The organism is Corynebacterium felinum, assembly GCF_030408755.1.
GTDB classification, from domain to species: domain Bacteria; phylum Actinomycetota; class Actinomycetes; order Mycobacteriales; family Mycobacteriaceae; genus Corynebacterium; species Corynebacterium felinum.
Genome location: NZ_CP047209.1, coordinates 155,844 through 173,967 on the forward strand (window position 1 = coordinate 155,844; position 18,124 = coordinate 173,967).

18 protein-coding genes and 5 tRNA genes are annotated in these 18,124 nt (G+C 53.3%); 15 read left to right on the forward strand and 8 right to left on the reverse strand.

The features are described 5' to 3' along the window. Window positions 1-491: 491 nt before the first annotated feature. Entirely contained in the window at window positions 492-716 is a 225-nt protein-coding gene (locus CFELI_RS00675) for a hypothetical protein (RefSeq protein ID WP_277104037.1), read from the forward strand. Here CFELI_RS00675 and CFELI_RS00680 read toward each other — a convergent pair. From CFELI_RS00680 to wzm, 3 genes are read right to left on the reverse strand one after another with little or no spacing between them, the layout of a single operon-like run. Then, window positions 713-1,399 carry a cyclase family protein gene (locus CFELI_RS00680; protein ID WP_277104038.1) on the reverse strand — a complete coding sequence of 229 codons (687 nt, stop codon included), beginning with the start codon at window positions 1,397-1,399 and terminating at the stop codon, window positions 713-715. The genes CFELI_RS00675 and CFELI_RS00680 overlap by 4 nt on opposite strands. A 3-nt stretch (window positions 1,400-1,402) precedes the next feature. Beyond that, a complete protein-coding gene (gene wzt / locus CFELI_RS00685; protein WP_277104039.1) occupies window positions 1,403-2,209 on the reverse strand; it encodes a galactan export ABC transporter ATP-binding subunit Wzt/RfbE in 807 nt (268 codons plus the stop codon). 14 nt (window positions 2,210-2,223) lie between these two features. Continuing rightward, window positions 2,224-3,108 (reverse strand): galactan export ABC transporter permease subunit Wzm/RfbD, encoded by an 885-nt coding sequence (gene wzm / locus CFELI_RS00690; RefSeq protein ID WP_374724753.1) that lies wholly within the window; start codon window positions 3,106-3,108, stop codon window positions 2,224-2,226. Window positions 3,109-3,273: 165 nt separating this feature from the next. Between wzm and CFELI_RS00695 the strand changes: the two genes are divergently transcribed. After that, window positions 3,274-4,527 (forward strand): aminotransferase class V-fold PLP-dependent enzyme, encoded by a 1,254-nt coding sequence (locus tag CFELI_RS00695; protein WP_277104064.1) that lies wholly within the window; start codon window positions 3,274-3,276, stop codon window positions 4,525-4,527. A 64-nt stretch (window positions 4,528-4,591) separates the two neighbouring features. Here the strand turns inward: CFELI_RS00695 and CFELI_RS00700 are convergent, their stop codons facing one another. Then, entirely contained in the window at window positions 4,592-5,542 is a 951-nt protein-coding gene (locus tag CFELI_RS00700; RefSeq protein ID WP_277104040.1) for an NAD(P)H-quinone oxidoreductase, read from the reverse strand. A gap of 87 nt (window positions 5,543-5,629) precedes the next feature. Here CFELI_RS00700 and CFELI_RS00705 point away from each other — a divergent pair. The 3 genes from CFELI_RS00705 to CFELI_RS00715 all read left to right on the forward strand — a co-directional run bounded on the left by CFELI_RS00705 (window position 5,630) and on the right by CFELI_RS00715 (window position 7,625). Beyond that, window positions 5,630-5,714 (forward strand) — tRNA-Ser (locus CFELI_RS00705). Window positions 5,715-6,087: 373 nt separating this feature from the next. Further along, window positions 6,088-6,741: a hypothetical protein gene (locus CFELI_RS00710; protein ID WP_277104041.1), complete on the forward strand. Its 654-nt coding sequence runs from the start codon at window positions 6,088-6,090 to the stop codon at window positions 6,739-6,741. Between the two features lie 332 nt (window positions 6,742-7,073). Beyond that, window positions 7,074-7,625: a DUF2127 domain-containing protein gene (locus tag CFELI_RS00715; RefSeq protein WP_277104042.1), complete on the forward strand. Its 552-nt coding sequence runs from the start codon at window positions 7,074-7,076 to the stop codon at window positions 7,623-7,625. Here CFELI_RS00715 and hisC read toward each other — a convergent pair. Beyond that, the gene (gene hisC / locus CFELI_RS00720) at window positions 7,622-8,647 is read right to left on the reverse strand and encodes a histidinol-phosphate transaminase (RefSeq protein WP_277104043.1); all 1,026 of its coding nucleotides are present in this window, start codon (window positions 8,645-8,647) and stop codon (window positions 7,622-7,624) included. The two genes, CFELI_RS00715 and hisC, sit on opposite strands and share 4 nt — an antisense overlap. A 149-nt stretch (window positions 8,648-8,796) precedes the next feature. Here hisC and CFELI_RS00725 point away from each other — a divergent pair. The 4 genes from CFELI_RS00725 (at window position 8,797) to CFELI_RS00740 (ending at window position 11,168) form a co-directional block, all read left to right on the forward strand. After that, window positions 8,797-8,885, forward strand: a tRNA-Ser gene (locus tag CFELI_RS00725). A gap of 46 nt (window positions 8,886-8,931) precedes the next feature. After that, window positions 8,932-9,004 (forward strand) — tRNA-Arg (locus tag CFELI_RS00730). 420 nt (window positions 9,005-9,424) lie between these two features. After that, a complete protein-coding gene (locus tag CFELI_RS00735) occupies window positions 9,425-11,002 on the forward strand; it encodes an SLC13 family permease (RefSeq protein WP_277104044.1) in 1,578 nt (525 codons plus the stop codon). Between the two features lie 93 nt (window positions 11,003-11,095). After that, window positions 11,096-11,168, forward strand: a tRNA-Arg gene (locus tag CFELI_RS00740). A gap of 57 nt (window positions 11,169-11,225) precedes the next feature. On the opposite strand, the gene CFELI_RS00745 is transcribed toward CFELI_RS00740, so the two are convergent. Then, the gene (locus CFELI_RS00745; protein WP_277104045.1) at window positions 11,226-12,317 is read right to left on the reverse strand and encodes a Fic family protein; all 1,092 of its coding nucleotides are present in this window, start codon (window positions 12,315-12,317) and stop codon (window positions 11,226-11,228) included. Window positions 12,318-12,484: 167 nt separating this feature from the next. After that, window positions 12,485-13,507: a prephenate dehydrogenase gene (locus CFELI_RS00750; protein ID WP_277104046.1), complete on the reverse strand. Its 1,023-nt coding sequence runs from the start codon at window positions 13,505-13,507 to the stop codon at window positions 12,485-12,487. Window positions 13,508-13,545: 38 nt separating this feature from the next. On the opposite strand from CFELI_RS00750, the gene CFELI_RS00755 reads away from it, so the two are divergent. From CFELI_RS00755 to CFELI_RS00770, 4 genes are all read left to right on the forward strand, one after another. Continuing rightward, window positions 13,546-14,022: a tRNA adenosine deaminase-associated protein gene (locus tag CFELI_RS00755; RefSeq protein WP_277104047.1), complete on the forward strand. Its 477-nt coding sequence runs from the start codon at window positions 13,546-13,548 to the stop codon at window positions 14,020-14,022. Window positions 14,023-14,071: 49 nt separating this feature from the next. Next, window positions 14,072-14,551 (forward strand): nucleoside deaminase, encoded by a 480-nt coding sequence (locus tag CFELI_RS00760; protein ID WP_277104065.1) that lies wholly within the window; start codon window positions 14,072-14,074, stop codon window positions 14,549-14,551. A gap of 151 nt (window positions 14,552-14,702) precedes the next feature. Continuing rightward, entirely contained in the window at window positions 14,703-14,945 is a 243-nt protein-coding gene (locus CFELI_RS00765; protein WP_338078716.1) for a CsbD family protein, read from the forward strand. 87 nt (window positions 14,946-15,032) lie between these two features. Continuing rightward, window positions 15,033-15,123 (forward strand) — tRNA-Ser (locus tag CFELI_RS00770). A gap of 104 nt (window positions 15,124-15,227) precedes the next feature. Here CFELI_RS00770 and CFELI_RS00775 read toward each other — a convergent pair. Next, window positions 15,228-15,917 carry an NPCBM/NEW2 domain-containing protein gene (locus CFELI_RS00775; RefSeq protein WP_290259131.1) on the reverse strand — a complete coding sequence of 230 codons (690 nt, stop codon included), beginning with the start codon at window positions 15,915-15,917 and terminating at the stop codon, window positions 15,228-15,230. A gap of 379 nt (window positions 15,918-16,296) precedes the next feature. Here CFELI_RS00775 and CFELI_RS00780 point away from each other — a divergent pair, with 379 nt between their 5' ends. Together CFELI_RS00780 and CFELI_RS00785 are read left to right on the forward strand one after the other, a co-directional pair. Beyond that, entirely contained in the window at window positions 16,297-17,214 is a 918-nt protein-coding gene (locus tag CFELI_RS00780) for a hypothetical protein (protein WP_277104050.1), read from the forward strand. Further along, window positions 17,211-17,711, forward strand: coding sequence for a Panacea domain-containing protein (locus tag CFELI_RS00785; RefSeq protein ID WP_277104051.1), 501 nt, complete (start codon window positions 17,211-17,213; stop codon window positions 17,709-17,711). The genes CFELI_RS00780 and CFELI_RS00785 overlap by 4 nt, the downstream gene beginning before the upstream one ends. Window positions 17,712-18,124: the final 413 nt, after the last annotated feature.

Sequence of the window (18,124 nt, forward strand, 5' to 3'; positions counted from 1 at the left end):
ATACGTAGGAAACGCTGACCTGTGGTTTTGGGGGTTTTGTGGGTGGAACGTCAACGCAAAGCACGCGGGGTTCTTACTCAGAATGATTTTTGACAAAGAAAACTACCATGAGAGGAACACCACGTGCTTGCGTTTCTGCCAACCTTTTTCGTACCCATCACTATTGCACGCACCATCAGCGCTTGGTGCCACACCCACCGGCGTCGACATGACCATCGCACACATCAGCGTGCTGCAACCTGTTGGACTCAAACAATTATGCTCCTGCGCTGACTTTATGAAGCAACAAGCATTTCTGCTATTGCTCGTGATACACGTGTTTCACAAGGAATAAGGCTACTGCTACATCCTTGAAGCACTGAAGGTTGTTTCCGCTAAATCTCCCACCCTGATAGACGCACTATGGGGCAACACACCACAACCAGGGGATAGGAACTGCCATTAGACGCAGCTTCGCCGAACTAGCATTCACGCACCTTCATGCCGAAACAATGGCCACCGCATGGTTTGTGGGCAACCATGCCGCCAAGCGGCTAAGCCAAAAACTGGGCTACCACATCACCGGCACAGGTCACGCCTATGCAGGGATACATCGAGATGCATACCCTACCGAGGAAGCGCAGTTATCGAAGGCTGACTATCGGCCACGCAATTGCCAAATCACCATCAGCGGGATAACCACTGAATTAACATCAATGCTCGGTGCTTCACCTTAAGCGATCAGTGCAAACACCCGGGCGGGAAAACCTGTCCCCTCCTTGATTTTCGGCCAGGAGGCCACAATAATCGCACCTGTTTCTGGCACCTGATCGAGGTTGGTTAAAAGCTCAATCTGCCAACGATCGTGGGCAAGAATGGCACGCTGGGCTTTGAGGCTGGGGTCGGTGTCGAAAGTCTCGTGGCCGATCGCGCGAATATTCCTGTGCTCCACCAGGAAATCAATAGCAGCCACCGACCAGCCAGGGCAGTTCCCGCCGTTTTCCATCGCCTGCTGATCCGGCCACCTTGTCGACCAATCCGAACGAAAGGCCACAAAAGCACCGTCTGGAATCCTGCCATGGTGGCTTTCCCACTCGAAGATATGCTCAGGGAGAAGCAGAAACTGAGGGTTAGCCGCTACTTCAGTGTGAAAATCAAGAACCACCAGCGGGGAAACCATGTCGTCGACAAGCACAGCATCAACACTGCGCCCACCAGCAACGAAATGGTTCGGCGCATCCACATGCGTACCCCACTGACCAACAAAAGTATGCTGAATAACCGCGCAGCCATCAGCCGCCACCGTAGACAGCTGCACCCGCTGCTCATCAGGATCACCCGGAAAACGCGGCTGGCCAGGGGCGCAGGTGTGGGTCAAATCAACGAAACGACATCCCCGTATAAGCGCCCACAGATCCATGTTTTAAGCCTTATTCTGCTGCTTTTCCTTCTCCAGATCAGCCAGCACACGGCGCACATGATCGCCAGCCCCCTTGCCCTCATACGCCTCCACAATGTCGGGAATCGGGCCGGCCTGGCGGATCTGACCATGATCCACCCACAGTGCAGTATCACACAGCTGCGCGAGGAAATCATTCGAGTGCGAGGCAAACACCAAAATGCCGGAGCGCTCCACCAACTGCTGCAAACGCGTGCGAGCCTTCGCCATAAACGCAGCATCAACCGCGCCAATGCCCTCGTCGAGAAGCAAAATTTCCGGCTCAATGCTGGTGACCACACCCAAAGCCAAACGGATACGCATACCCGTGGAATAAGTGCGCAGCGGCATGGCTAGATAATCGCCGAGCTCAGAAAACTCCGCAATCTCATCCATCTTCTGCTTCATCTGCTTGCGTGTTTGACCCAAAAACAGGCCGCGGATCACAATGTTTTCAAAGCCCGAAATCTCCGGGTCCATGCCCACACCCAAGTCGAACACGGGAGCTACCCGGCCGCGGATGTGCGCCGAACCGCGGGTGGGCTCGTAAATGCCAGACAGCAGACGCAGCAACGTGGATTTACCTGCGCCGTTGTGGCCGACAAGACCCACCCTGTCGCCCTCGCGCAAGTGCAAGTTAATGTCTTTCAGCGCCTCCACCACAACGGTGTTGTCCTTATTGCGGCCAATCGCGCCGCCCGCAGCGCCGAGGAAAGCCTTCTTCATGGAGCGTGACTTCGCATCGAAAATCGGGAAATCGACGCACGCATTGTAAGTATCGATAGAAACCATGACAGTGACCTTTCTTAAACCCAGTAGCTCACGCGGAAACGCCACTGTTTCATGGCTAGAAGTGCAAGACCCAACCCCACGATGGTGCAGCCGATCACAACCCACCAGTGGTAGGTGGGAAGTTCAGCACCGATTAAGGGTGCGCGGATGACTTCCATGTAGTGATACAGCGGATTGAGTTGAGCAAGCTTTGCGCGTTCAGAAATCGCCCCGCCTTGATCCTTCAAAGTCTGTGTCATCCAGACAATGGGGGTGACATAGAACAATAATTGTACCCCCGCCTCGAGTAAAGGAGCCACATCGCGGTAGCGAGTGGCGACAATTCCGAAGAACATAGCCACCCAAACACCGTTCAAAATAAGGAGGATCATAGCGGGGATCGCAAGCAGAATATCCCAGCCCAGAGGGCGTGGGAACAGCACAATCAGGATCAGCCAGATCACCAAATTGTGGGCAAGGAATAAGGTTTGCTTCCACACTAATCTGTAGACATGAACACTTAAAGCAGAGGGAAGTTGCTTAATTAATCCTTCATTTTCAATAAAAACTTGGGCACCTTCCTTAATGCAACCTGAAATAAATCCCCACATAATGAGGCCCACAGTCACATGTGGCAAAAAGGTTGCGACAGGAATCTTAAAAAGTACTGAATAAAGGAGACCGAGTGCGAGCGCCATCACACCTGTGGCGATCGTAATCCACAGCGGACCCAGCACGGAACGGCGGTAGCGCTGCTTAATGTCCTGCCACCCCAATTGCAGCCAGAGTTCATGCTGCTTAAAGCCGCGAACCAAGTCCCGCCAGGCGGCGGAAATAGTCTTCGATGCCGAAGGCTTGGGATCGCTAAAGCCCGCTTCGGTGATGCGATTCACCCGCTCTTGGAGGGCAAGGTCGGCCACCGAAGAGTTCTCAGAATTCTTGGGGAGATTATTAGACTCGCGTTTAGTTTCATGATCCTGCACAAATATCTAGCCTAGCTTGGCTGGGTGCGGAGAATGAAGATGACAGGCATACTAATGATGAAGGATTTTTCATTTAATGCCGTTTCGTTTGGAGTACTGCACGTGGTTTTCGATGTCGCACGCGTCCGAGGGTTATACACCTCCCTCAGTGACGGCTGGACGTATCTGACTGCTCATAGGCAGCCACAAATACCGGAGACTGTCTCCGCCGCCGTCGCCCGGGGATTCCGTCTTGCACCTGTGATGGCCAGCCCTGAGCTGGCGGTGGCGCATTTGGGTTCTCCCTACAGTCCAGGTTTTGCCAGTCCCTCCTTAAGCCTTGCGCACGAAGAGATACCCAGCAACCCCTGCATGACTGGTCAGCTGGGTGCCGATGCTTCCATTCAGTCTGCGCTCAACGCTATTGCGGATCTGACAGATACCACTGCTGATGCGGTTGTTTTAGGTCCTAGTCTTGATGTTCTTTATGCCCGTCTCGCCCAGGCCATCCAACCGTTGTTCCGCCGGGGCGGGCAGGTGGTTGCGGTGCGCGCTGATGCTCGTCAGCTCAATCACCCCGATACGGTGTTCGCCGAGTCCGATCTGGGTACTGGTGCGCTTCCGGTGTGGCAGTATTCTTCCCTGGTGTCGGGTGTGACACGAGTGGTGTCGCTGTCGACTGCCCATGCGCAGGTGGGCACGGCCTATGACGTGTCCCAGATTGCGGATATGGTGCGGGATCGTTCCCGAGCGTGGGTTCTTGTGGATGCCACCCCTACCGCTGGGTATAGCCCGATTTCGTTGGAGGAATTGGGCGCACACATCGTGGGTATTGATTGTGCTGCTTTCGGTGGCCCGCAGGTGGCGGCGCTGGCTTTCCGCAGTACGGCAATGTTCCAGCGCATTGATATGTCGGCTTTTAGCTGCGATGTGGCTCCTGGCCTTGCGGCGGGTGTTTCCGCTGCGGTGGACCACTTGGCTGACCTGAGCGAAGATGCCCTGGGCACGCGGCGCAAGCGGCTGGAGCAAAGCTTGGTGCAGGTGGGCGAGTATGTGGATTACTTGGCTAGTTACCTGACTAATTCTTTGAGTTTGATGCAAAAAGTGCATGTGTTTGGCATCAGCGGGGAGTTGGCGATGGGGGAAGCGTTACGACGCGTACCCAGGGTGACGTTCTGCCTGCCGGGTATCCCCGCTGAGCGTATTTTCCAGGGGTTGCTGGAGCGTCGTCTTGTTACTGCTGCGGCTACGCCTGACCCGTTGCTGCGCAATATGGGCTTAGATGAGGTTGATGTTGCTTTAACAGTTGGCTTGGGTCCGTATAACACCACCCATGATGTGGATCAGTTGGTGCGGGCGTTGGCTGCGATTTATTAAAAAATCACGCCTTGAGCTTCTTCACAATGGGGTGAGGGAACTCAAGGCGTTTCTTTATGAGTTTTTAGCTAACGGTGAGTACTAGTTTTCCTGTCACTTCGCCGGATTTCAGCATATCGTGTGCTTTTTGTGCCTCTTCGAGGGGGAGGGTGGCGTGGATGTGGTGGCGGATTACTCCTTCTTCAAGCAGGTTCCAGATATTAGCCACGGTGTCTGCCACGATGCGGGCTTTGTCGGCGCGGTCGCGGGCACGTAGGGCGGTGGCTGAGATGGTTCCGCGTTTGCTTAAAAGTTTGCCGATGTTGAGCTCGCCTTTCACCCCGCCTTGGAGGCCGATGATGACCATGTGTCCGTCCATGGCGAGTGCTGTGAGGTTGCCGTCGAGGTATTTTGCGCCCATGATGTCGAGGATGCGGTCGCACTTGTTTTTCATGATCTCGGCGAAGTCTTGCTCACGGTAGTTGATGAGAATGTCGGCGCCGAGCTGCGCGCAGGTTTGGAGCTTTTCGACGCTGCCAGCGGTCACCGCCACGGTGGCACCGATATGCTTGGCCATTTGGATGGCGAAGGTGCCGATTCCGCCCGCACCGCCATGAATGAGGATGGTGTGTTCTTTGCTCAATCCGGTGAGCATGCCGATGTTGGACCACACGGTGGTGGCTACTTCGACCACGGCTGCTGCTTCGGCAAAGGAATAGCCTTGGGGAATGGGCATGAGTTGCCCTTCGGGGACGGCTACGTATTCGGCGTAGCCGCCACCGGCGAGTAGGCAGGCGACAGGTTCGCCTTTGCTGCGGTTGGTGGTGCCGGGGTCTTCGATGATTCCGGCGCATTCGAGGCCGATGATCTCGGATTCACCTTCCGGTGGTGGGTAGTGTCCGGCTGCTTGGAGGATGTCGGCGCGGTTGACGCCTGCGGCGTGCACGCGGACGAGTACTTCACCTTCGTTGAGGGTGGGTGTGGGGGTGTCGATGAGCGCGAGTTTTTTGTCGTCAGTGACGGAAATAGCTTTCATACTCACCCACGTTAGGTGAATTTTGGGGATTATGCGCTAAACTTTGAAAAGTCGTGATTGCTACCTCGTAGTGTGCACGGCTTCAATGGAGGCGTGGCAGAGCGGCCGAATGCACTGGTCTTGAAAACCAGCGATAGGAAACTATCCGGGGGTTCAAATCCCTCCGCCTCCGCAATTTTTCTTCCCGCCACTTTCGTAGTGGCGGATATCCGGTAGTTACGGTTTGTTGATCACACATCAGTAGCTGCCGGTTTTTTATTTTCACGCCCCACCTAGCGCCCTGAGCTCGGCCATGCGTGCCGGCAACTACATGTGAGTTGTAGGCAGTTCAGAGCACATGATTTTCCTTCGTCGCTGATCATGCGAAGGCAAACTCGACCTTTCTTGATATGAAACCCCAATTTTGTGGTTGGGAGTACACAAAGGTCGAGTTTTCAAAGGGGATACGCCTGTCGTTGTGCACCAGAAAAGGGGGGTGGTACTTCGGCAAAGCATGTATGTTTAGTAGCAAATAGAACAGTTACTACTTTGTGTTGGGGGTAGAAATGAAGGCCATCCTTGGCATTATTAGCAGCATCTTTTCACTGATCCTTGCCCTTTTTGCGCCACTTGCATCGCTGGGGACGGATCAACCGACGATGGTGAACACCGCAGGGCGTGAGGGTTCCACTCTGCTTGGATCGTCGGATTCAGGAGGGACGAACAACTGGATCGACTACACCGATCCTGCCCGTGCAGCGAAGTTTATTGGTGGTGAGGTAGAGACATTTGCCACCGCACAACCGCAAGGCTTGAGAGAAGAACTTCCCGAAGGTGGGCAATGCGACGTCTATGGAAACTGCGTTTTCCACTTCGGCGACCAAGTGTGCGCCTATCGTCCACTAGCGCACATGGCTGCAGTATTTTGCCACGGTAAAGTGCCAGCGCAATTCGACAAAGTGAAACCAACAGATATGAGTAACTACGGCCCACCGCTTGGTGTGCAAATGCGCGATGATGAAAACTTCTACGCTACGTATCATGGGCTACCTGATCCAAGTTTGCGCACAGTTAAAGCTAACCCGAACACGTTCTTCCAGGCAGGGAAAATACGGTGTGAGATTTACGGTGACAACACCATGAAGTGCACAAATACCAATGGAGGGATCCTTTTCGCCGGGCACGGGCGAACAGTGCTTGCGGGAAACTTTAAGGATTAAGAAGAAAGTTCTGCATTCTTCGCACAGCGCCTAGCGGTAGCTAGGCGTCATCAGCATGGAAAGAGCCGTACGTTTTAGTGATGTCGCTCATTCTTAGTAGGCTTAGAGAGGCTTCGTAGCAAAAATGCCCCGCACACATCAGAGTGAGGGGTACATTCACCTACGAAAGCCTCGCGGCGTGACCTCAAGTTCACAACTCCAGCCCTGAAAGAAAAATTCAGGAAAGGCGTTGGAAGTCCTCCACCGCAGTAAAGAAAAAGGCTAGGAAAACAGTGGCCACGGCTGCTGACTACTAGTTCCTTGCGCGAATACTGAAGGAGCCACTGAAAGTCTTGAGAATCAAAGACATCGAGCTAGATTTAGCCACCCACGAAGTGGTCGCACTCAAAGCTTTCCGAGCAACGCTGTGGTTCAAACTGATCCTCGGGTTTTTCGAGTTGCTTCTCGCAGTCGTCATCAAAACTCTGCCCGAACACCTCTGGCGCGACATCACTGACTGGCTCGCGCAAAGCCACAACCCTGTGTCCGTCGCACTAGCCAACTCCCTCGAACACTTCGACACCTCGGCCCAAAACTTCATTGTGTTCTACCTCGTGATCCACGCGGTTGTGAAAACAATTCTCATCGTCGCAGTTCTCTGCGGACGACTCTGGGCCTACCCCCTCATGATCGCCGTCTTGGTATTCTTCATCGTCTACCAAACCTTCGACATGATCGAAATGTTCACCTACGGCATGTTTGCACTGACCATCCTCGACATTGTGCTGATCTGGCTCACGCTCAAAGAATGGCGCATTATGAAACTGGTCTACACCTCATCGACAGACCCACGGGCGCAGCCAGAAACACAAGCACAGGAAGACACAACCCCCATCAAGGCTTAAGAAAAAGCCTTCTGCCAGGCGGAAAGCAAAACATCGCTTTCCGCCTCATTTGTCACCGTGATCCGCAAACCCTCAGGGAAAGCCCGCACGATCACACCATGCTTCATCAACTCCGCCGCCATCAACTGGGCCTTAGGGGTGGGAACCCAGACAAAATTCGATTCCGAAGCAGCAAGCCCAAGCTTCTTGGCCACGCGAGTACGCTGCTCAACAACCTCCTCAGTGCGGGACAGCAACTCGTCGCACGCATCCAGCGACGCTAACGCGCCAGCCTGGGCCACCGAACTTACGGCGAAAGGCAACGCCACCTTGTTCAGTGCCTCGATCACCGTAGGATTTCCGAAAGCATAACCGACTCGAACTCCTGCCAGGCCATAGGCTTTAGAGAAAGTACGCAAACCAATCACATTGGGGTGACGGCCCACAATCTCCGTAGCAATAGGGGTATCGGTCGTACGAACGTACTCGAAATAGGCCTCATCGAGGGCAACCAGGATGGTCTTCGGGATTGCCGCCAGAAACGCCTCGAATTCTTTTTCCGTAATGGTTGTGCCCGTAGGGTTGTTGGGGTTGCAGACGAAAATCAGTTTCGTGCGCTCTGTCACCGCCTGCGCCATGGCAACGAGGTCGTTGCGACCGTCGTCGGTAAGCGGAACCGCAACTGGGGTAGCGCCTGTTACGTGCGCATAGATGGGGTACGCCTCAAAGCTTCGCCACGGGAACACAACCTCATCACCTGTGCCGGCAGTGGCCTGCACAAGCTGCTGGCACAATGCGGAAGAACCCGCACCAACGGTGACGTGGGCGGGGCTGAGATCTAAGTGTTCCGCTAATGCCCGAATCAGTGCCTGCGCACTGGGGTCGGGATAACGATTCACCCCCGCTGCCGCTAAAGCCATCGCCTCAACGGCGGCGGGCAGAGGGGGTGAATGAACCTCGTTGCTTGAGAGTTTCAGGGCGTCCTTCAGCTGCTTTCCTGGGACGTAGGAGGGGATATCTGATAAGTCTTCGCGCACATACATACCGGCCAGTGTAGCGCCCTACCTGTAGTTTTGCTTTCTTGCGGGTGGGTAATTTGGCAGCTCAAGGGCTGGCAGGTATAGTTAGCTGCGATTCTTCCAACACGAAAGTCCTTTTCTTTCGGGGATTTTTTGTGTTGTCATGAATTGCTGGAGACGTGCCAGAGCGGCCGAATGGGGCTCCCTGCTAAGGAGTTGACTTGTTTGCGCAGGTCCGGAGGTTCAAATCCTCTCGTCTCCGCTCCTCCCACTCGTTGGGAGCGTTTCACCGGGCCTGGTGGAACTTTGCGCCCGTAGCTCAACGGATAGAGCATCTGACTACGGATCAGAAGGTTGGGGGTTCGAATCCCTCCGGGCGCACAATTTGCCCAGTTCATCTCTGATGAACTGGGTTTTTTATAGTGCCATAGTTTTGGTGAACTGGGGATGAAAAAAGTGGGGGCATTTTATTTAAAAAAGTGTCAAAGTGTGTGTCTTTCACAGACTGTTAAAACAGAATGTTGTTCTTACTACCCCCGAAATAGGGTGGACTTTCATTAAGGGGAACTTTTTAGCTCAGGGGTTTTTGTGCAGGTAAAGCGCAAGAAAAAGGGGGAGATACGAAGGTGTTGCGAAATCTTAACGGAAAAGCAGTGTCTAACCTTCCCTTTGCGTGGGTACTGTGAGTGCGTTACTAGGTTTGGAGAACCATGCTCCCTTTTTCAGGGGGAGGGGGTTTTCCAAAGCCCCTTCGTTTTTAAGATCTCGCAGAAACGAATACTTAGAAAAAGGTTCGCTAATATGAGTACACCTATTACCCACGAGTCTTCCTCGCACGCATTAGTGGAGGATGCTGAGATTCGTGACCAGTCGGAGTGGCGTCGGCAAGCCATGGGCATGATCGTCGGTCTTGCGCTGGCGGTGCTGATCTACTTCATTTTCCCTGAGTCTGCTATCGACGTCGTGGCTAAGGCCGACCCTGAACTTGAGGTCAGCCACAACACACTGCGCATCACTGCTGCTGTGGCGGTGCTGATGGGCGTGTGGTGGATGACTGAAGCTATCCCACTAGCGGCCACGGCACTCGTGCCACTGGTGGCGTTCCCGCTGCTGCAGGTGGTGGAGTTTAGCAAGATTTCTGCCCCTTATGCGTCGCCGACCATCTTCTTGTTCATGGGTGGCTTTATTCTGGCGCTGGGTATGCAGCGTTGGAATTTGCACCGTCGTCTAGCACTGTCAGTGGTGTTAGCGGTAGGTACGAAGCCGAAGCAGCTGATTGCTGGCTTTATGATCGCAACCGGCTTCCTATCCATGTGGGTGTCTAACACCGCTACCGCAGTGGTCATGCTCCCTATTGGTGTGTCCGTGCTGCAGCTGACTGCTGAATCAGTTGGCGGCATGCGTAATCAGAAGAAGTTTGCCACTGGGTTGATGCTGGCTATTGCATATTCGGCATCGATTGGTTCGCTGGGCACCATTATTGGTACCCCACCAAATGCCCTGCTGGTTGCCTATATGGCCGATAACCACGATATTCACATCGGTTTTGGCCAGTGGATGCTGGTGGGTGTTCCGCTGGCAGTGATTTACATGGCTATCGCCTGGTTTGCGCTGGTGACCATTTTCAAGCCTGAGGTTGATTCGATTCCTGGCGGTCGTGAGATGATCCGTGAGGAACTGAAGAAGATGGGCACGATGCGCCTGGGTGAAGTTGCGACCGCGATTATTTTCGCTGGTGCGGCGTTGGCGTGGGTGTTTGTTCCGCTGATTATTAAGCAGACTGGCTCTGATATCAAGGTTGCTGATGCTGCTATTGGTTTGGCTGCGGCCATGCTGATGTTCATGATCCCTGCGGATACCAAGACCGGTGTGCGCCTGATGGATTGGAAGACGGCAAACGAACTTCCTTGGGACGTTCTGTTGCTGTTCGGTGGTGGTTTGGCATTGTCGAAGATGTTCTCCGATTCCGGCTTGTCGCTGTGGATTGGTGAACTGGCTAAGGGCTTGGGCACCTTGCCAACGATCCTGCTGATCTTCGCTATCGCTGCTTTGGTGCTGATTTTGACTGAGTTCACCTCGAATACCGCGACTGCCGCAACCTTCCTGCCGATCATGGCGGGCGTGGCAATTGGTATTGGTCTGACTGTCACTGGTGATCAGAACATTCTGCTGCTGACCATTCCTGTTGCGTTGGCTGCAACCTGTGCGTTCATGCTTCCTGTGGCAACGCCACCGAACGCTATTGCTTATGGTTCGGGCTATGTGAAGATTGGCGACATGATCAAGGGCGGTATCTGGCTGAATGTGATTGGCATGGTACTGGTCACCCTTGTCACCTACTTCTTGGCCGTTCCAGTCTTTGGAATTGTCCTCTCCTAAAAATACGGCTTTACCTGTGCGTTTGCGTATTTTCTTAGCTTAGGTGTAAAGTCTTATCTCGTTGCACAGCAGGAAATGCTGCTAACGCACACTGCGCCCGTAGCTCAACGGATAGAGCATCTGACTACGGATCAGAAGGTTGGGGGTTCGAATCCCTCCGGGCGCACAATTTGCCCCAGTTCTTGAAAAGGAACTGGGGTTTTTAAGCTTTTCGACGCGCCTGCTAGGCGGTGAGGATATTTAGTGCTGCGTGATTGATGAAGAATTTTTCGCGCCCAACTTTGTGATCCAGCAGAATGCCTTGTTGAACTAGGCTGTTGAGCCAGTGTGATGCTTGTTGCCGTTTCACTAGACCGGCTTCTTCAACGTCACGGATGCGAAGATACGGGGAACTGAAGAGAAGATCTGTGAGTTCTTTAGCGGGAGTGATTCCTGCTGCGCGGATATCTGCTTCCATGGTGCTTTGGATATCGCGTAGTTTGTTGATCATCGCAAGGGTTGATGTAGCGGTTTTTTCTACACCTTCTACGATAAAAAGTAGCCATTCTTCCCAGTTTCCTTGGGTGGTTACTTCACGCAGAAGTTGATAGTACCGTGCCTTGTTTTCAACGATATAGCTTGAAAGGTAGAGGACTGGGAATGTGATGAGTTCGCTTTGGATAAGGAGAAGAATGTTGAGAATGCGCCCGGTTCGTCCATTACCATCATAAAAAGGGTGGATGGCTTCAAACTGATAGTGTGTTGCAGCCATGATGGTGAGGGGGTCGTAGGGGCTCTCCTTGGCTGGGTAGAGGAATTTTTCTAAGTTGGCGAGATGGTTTTCAATGATTTCCTTGCCTTCTGGGGGAGTGTAATGGCGTTTTCCCGTGGCAGGATCACCGATGTAGGTTCCTGGGGTGGAGCGAATAAGAGCGGGGCGTGCTTGAAGCACTGAGCATACTTCTTGTGCGGTTTTTGTGCTGAGTGGGCGTTCTTTCAGTGATTCCCATCCTGCATAGAGAGCATGCTTGTAGCGGAGTGCTTCTTTGGTTGCTGGGGGGGGGGTGGTATCAACTTTCCAGGCTGCTTTAAATAGCTCATCATGTGTTGTGATGATGTTTTCAATTGCGCTGGAGGCGCGAGCTTCGAGTAGAGGAATAGTCGCAGTGATGGTGTCAGGGTTGGGGATGAGGTGGCAGGCCATATCGAGGCGAGCCAAAGCTGTGCGCGCCTGAATGATTTTTTTCAAAACGGCGGGAGTTTCGATGTCTTGTGCAGGAGGAAGTGGAGGAAGGTCGTTATAGGGGCGATTGGGGTCAAAGCGTGGTGTAAACATGGGTTTTCATGATGGTGTGAAGTGAATTTCGCCCCTGGGAACAGTTGGGGCACAGCGACCAAGAGCTCAGGGCGGGCATATGTCGAATGATTCGACATATGCCGAAAACGTGTCGAATTTTTCCAAAAAATTCGACACGTTTTATTTTGGCTACAAACGTTCAGTGCTTAGAAGACTTCGATGCGTGCCCCAAGATTTTCGGCTTGGATGAGCTGGTTGATCCAGTTTTCTGCACCAGGGTTGAGGCGGAAAACGGGGCGGTTGGAAATTTTGGTGGGGCTGACCGATTGTGCGGCGTTGAGCCCGGAGCGGGCTTCGAATCGGATGCGGGAGCGGTAGCCGTTATCGATGAGTTCTTCGAGGCTTGGGCTTGGTTCGGCGAGGTGGGCTCGGGCGTCGTGAAGCAAGCTGAGGCATTCGTCGAGGGCGTCGAGAAGCGCTGCATGGTTGGTTTCGCACATGGCGCGCACGAGGGAGGGGGCGGAGCCGGCGACGCGGGTGCCGTCGCGGAAGGAGCCGGCGGCGAGGGAGAGGGAGAGCGCGCCGCCGTTATCGCCGACGATGGCGAGTGCTTCGGCCAGGATGTGGGGGAGATGGCTGACGCGTGCGACTGCGGCGTCGTGCTGGTGGACGCGTGCGGGGATGACTTCGGCACCGACTGCGGTGGCCATGTGAACAACGTCGATCCAGAGTTTGATCCAGGCGTCGCTGACGGGTTCGTCGGTGTCGAGGGCGTGGTCGAAGGTCACGACCCACACGGCGCGTTCGAAGAGGGTGGGGTAGGAGGCGTCCCAGCCGGAGTTTGCGGTGCCGGCCATGGGGTGTCCGCCGACGTAGCGGTCGTGCATGCCGCGGGCGCGCACGAGGTCGTAGACTTCGCCTTTCACGCTGACAACGTCGGTGAATCCGCAGCTGGGGGCGTGGGTGTCGAGGGATTCGAGCAGCGCGCCAATCGCGGGCATGGGGGTGGCGAGTACGATGAGCGCGTTGTCGGCTTCGGCGCGGTGCAGGGTGTGCTCTAAATCGCTGCTGACGTCGTAGCCTTCGGCGCTGGCGGCGCGGGTGGCTGATGGGGAGCGGTTGAAGCCGTAGGCTGGGACGTTGCGTTCTTTCAGGGCGCGCAGCAGGGAACCGCCGATCAGCCCTAGGCCGAGGACGCAGACGGGGCGGGAAATTTCGTTAATGGTCACGTGATAAGTGTGACACAGAACGACTAAGGTTAGTCGGTATGGATCGTAATTTTGCAGTGACCGTTACTCGCGCCGACTTAAAGTGGCAGGTGCGCACCTTTGCTGATGATTTTTCTTCGCTGTCTACCTCGGTGAAGGCGGTTCGGGATCTGCGTGCGGAATCGGTGGCTTTTGCTCTTTTGTGCGTTGATGATGAATATTTCGTGATCGTGCGACCTACCCCGAAGGGGGTGAGGTTGTTTATTTCTGACGCCACGATGGCTGTGGTGGATGAGTTCGCGGCCGAGATTTTGGAGGAAATGGACGCTGATTTCCCTGAGGTTGAGGAAGAAGACTTCGCGGAAGTTGTGGGCTGGCCAGACGGTGATTTTGAGATCCTGGCTGATGTGGGTGTGAGTGAGCAGGTGCTGTCGATTATTTGCGATGAGACTGACTGGTGGGCTTCTGAGCAGCTGCAGCGCTTGTGCGAAGAATTAGGCTGCGAAGATGAGCTGAACGAGGCTGCGAAGCTGTAACGTGGACGCTTTTCGACGCCCCGACCTTAACCCCGCACCCGATTCTGTTTTGCCTCGCCCGGGGTTTGTCACGCAGGCGGAAGCCTGGATGCGCGAAGCGCTGGTCGAAGCGGCACGCACCCCTGCAGGGGATGTGCCAGTGGGGGCGATTATTCTCAACCCCGAGGGTGTCATTATTGGCCGTGGGCATAATCGCCGGGAAGCGGACTGTGATCCCCTTGGTCATGCCGAAATTATGGCGATGACACAAGCTGTAGGTGCGCATGGGGACAGGTGGCGACTGAGTAATTGCACTCTTGTTGCCACTCTGGAGCCGTGTGCAATGTGCGCGGGTGCTCTTGTGGGGGCGCGGATCTCTCGGATTATCTTCGGCGCTTTTGAACCGAAGACGGGGGCGTGTGGGTCATTGATCGACATTCCCCGCGCCCCTGGCGCATTATATTCACCAGAAATTTTAGCGGGTGTGCTGGAGGAAGAATGCGCAGGTCTTTTAACGAAATTCTTTGGCAATATCAGGGGTGAACACTAGTCTGTGTTGTGGCGGGGTTCACAAAGTGTGCGCTAGGGTGGGAAAGAGTTGCGCAACCACACACTAATGATCGCCCCTTATGTGAATTACTGGAATGCTCGATCAACGAGTGCTTACTGAGGGGTGTTGTAATGAAAGGACGCATGACATTATGAGCGATTTTGAAAACACGGTTGATGATCTCAAGGGCAAGGCCAAGGAGGCCATTGGTGAGGCTACCGGCAATGAAAGCTTGGCCGATGAAGGCAAGGCTGATCAGGTGATCGCGGGCGTGAAAGACGCAGTGCACAACGCCGGTGAAAGCATCAAGGAAGCCGCTGAGCAAGCTGGTGAGAGCATCAAGGATGCTGCGAACAAGCTGATCGGTTCGTTCAAGAAGGACGACGACGCTTAAGCGTTGAGCCACCGCGCCCCGTCAGTAGGCGGATATGTGGGGGCGAGGATTTGCTCTCGGCCCCACTTTCCCCTAGGATTTTCAAACGGTGGCGTGTCCGAGCGGCCGAAGGTGCTCGCCTCGAAAGCGAGTGTTGGGTAATCCCCAACCGCGGGTTCAAATCCCGCCGCCACCGCCAATAAAATCCCAGCTCACAAGCTTTTTTGTGGGCTGGGTTTTCCCATGTTCGGCAAAAAGAGAACCGGCGCTTCCACTACCAAGCGCCGGTTCGCATACAAGGGTTTACTTGTGCAGGATTGGGTTGACAATCGCTACGCCGAGTTTGTGGTCGGGTTTAAAATCCTCGTATTTACGATTTCCTTGGTAGTGATAAACGTGGGTGACTACATTGAGGCGACGCACGCCGTTGAGAGGGATCTCGATGGCTTGCGGGTGTCCGGGAACTACATTGTATTCGCCTACCTTGCGATCATCGGCATAGAAAAGAACATTCACTCGTTGGTTCTCTGTCGAGTTATCGGGGACCGCCAAGGTGGTAGTAAAACGTTGGAATTGACCGCGGATTTGGCTTGTAATTGCAGATGAGCGACCATAATCATTGTTTGCGTGGTTGAGGTAAAGGGAGTTGTCATATCGTTGACCGTTAACCCATACTGTGCGTCGTCCGCTGACTTTGCCGTCACCCTTGTCTACGAAGTGGGTGAAAGCATAGCGGTTGTCTCCAATGTGGCCGTCGTAATCAACGCCGTTGTTTCCTCCGCCGCCGTTGTGTCCACCGGGTTGATTGCCCCAATTGCCACCATTGCCAGCGCTGCCAACCCTGCTGCTGATCGAGTTGCTCGATTGTGACAACCCTGGGTTTTGATCGCTGAACTTGGAAAAGGTGGTCAAAATACCTGCGACTGCAGTGATGATTGCCAAAATGGTGCCAAGCATCTCAGGGAGCCTACGGAAATCAAATCCGTGCATCATATCTCCTAAAAATTATATAAAGGACAACTTTGGTTAGGATTGCCAAAGCTATAGCATTTGTTATGAAAAATACCGCATAAGATCTGCTACACAAGAGGGTTTCATATTTGCTACCCCTTTTGGGGGGTGGGTGTTCGATGGATTGAGAAAGGGGCAAGGGGTGACTCTTTCAGTCACTAATTCGAAAATCTATTCGATAATGGAGCTGGGTGTTTATGGGGCGTTGGTTATCGTAGATGGTGGCAAGTTGTTAAAAGATGCAGTTCAAAAGTTCTTTGCTTACTGGGAATGTAACCAGACTTTTCAACGTAATCTCTCTGCATTCGTTTTAGTCACTGCCTTGAGTACGTTTGTTGGTTCTCGTAGCTAGGTTTGTAGAGTGAGAAATTTCTTCTTTGTTCGCACGAAAGGGGCTTCGGATAAAGTAAAGCCTTCTGGTTTGCCAGCATGGGCTTTGAGGCTACTTTCGATTGGGGCTGCTGTTTTGGGCCTATTGGGCGGTTGGGTTATGCCACAATTCCAATCAGGGTGGTGGCAAGGCGAAGGTGGCCTTCGGATAGGTGTTGGCGTCCTACTCGTTGTTTTGAGTGCCCGATTGGCATATGCCACATCAGTTCACGGGGGCGAAAAGAACAGGGATGAATGTTTGCACCAGGTCGTGAGTGGGCTTTTTGAAGCTGGAAAACGGCTCAGCGATTTTTCTGTTAAAGATGCATCGGCAAGTGAATCTAATAAAGTTCGAGAAGAACTCGCGAAAGAACTAGCGGCAGCGTTGAGTCATTCAGGGAGAAAAGCTCGAATTGTTGTTTACATGATGGAACGAAGGGACAACGAGGAATCTGATGGTCAACCAGACGGGGATAGTGCACGTTCGCGGAACCGATATTTTAAGATTGATTGTTTTGCGGGGCGAGCCGATCGTCCGAGAAGAGATAAATGGGATTGGGAAACCGAAGTGGGAAGATTTTTCTGTGATCAAATGATTGGAAACAAGCAAACCGTAGTCAATGACATCAACCGGCCACCCACTGAGGCTAAACTAGATGTGGCAGACAGTGCATGCTATAGGTCGTTTATTCTCACTCCAATCCATGACTCCAAAAAATCGGTGCGAGGAGCTGTCTCGATTGACTATCGGGAAAAAACGCGTTTTGTTCCTTTTGATGTAGATGTGGCATGGAGGATTGCGAACTTATTCAGTGATACTTTTGTTGAATCAGCACGATCGTCACAGTCTGTAGACCGTGAAATTAAGGAAATACTCGAAAATGACCAGTGGAAAGGTGGGAGAAAATGACGACTAACGCGCCAACTCAAGAAGTAACCATTTGTGATGCTGCTGCTTACATTCTTGAACAGTTCGATGGTTCCCTCTCCACCATGAAACTGCAGAAGCTGCTGTATTTTAGTCAAGGCTGGGCGCTGGCACTGATGCGTCGCCCTCTTTTTAACACAGAATTCGAAGCGTGGAAATGGGGGCCTGTAAGTTACGACCTCTACTTAAAGCACAAAGGGGAATACGAGGTGAATCAGATCCCCGGTGGCGATGCTGCAAAGATACTTGGGGATGACCGTATCCTCATCGACGCCGTGGTAAAAAACTACGGTGGCCTCAGTGGCATGCAATTAGGTGATCTTACTCATCAGCCCAACACTCCTTGGACGCGGGTTCGCAATGAACACGGAATACCGAAAGGGCAAGGATGTCGAATCGTTATACCTAACCAGAAAATCGAACAGTACTTCATTGAAGCGCTGAGTGTTGAGCGTATCCAATCGGAGATTGCCTGCTAATAAACAAAGTTCCCCCAGTGTTTTCGCCGTCTTAGGGAAGGATTCCTTGAACGAGGCCACTGTTGCCCTTCCTTCTTATCCTTCTTGAATGCCCTATGCTTCCTTGCCTCAGTTCGGTGTAGTTGAGGCAAAAGGGAAATGGCGGCGGGTCAGGCGCTTGGAATATTAGGGGTGGGTTCACTGTGGTGCGGGCAAGCACTGTGCTGAAAACCGAATCAGTATTTTTGAATCAATGCCCGTGTATTAATAGGCATATTTTTGTCAACTTTCCCGCCTTCTAATGTTGCTCTTTCCGCAGGTTTCTGTTCATTCCTAGGTGATAAGCCGGTGTTTTCTTTTTAGGTGCCTTCGCTTGGGGTGAAAACTTACGAAGCCACCACAAAGCCCGCATGCACCCTTGGCGAAAATAGGTG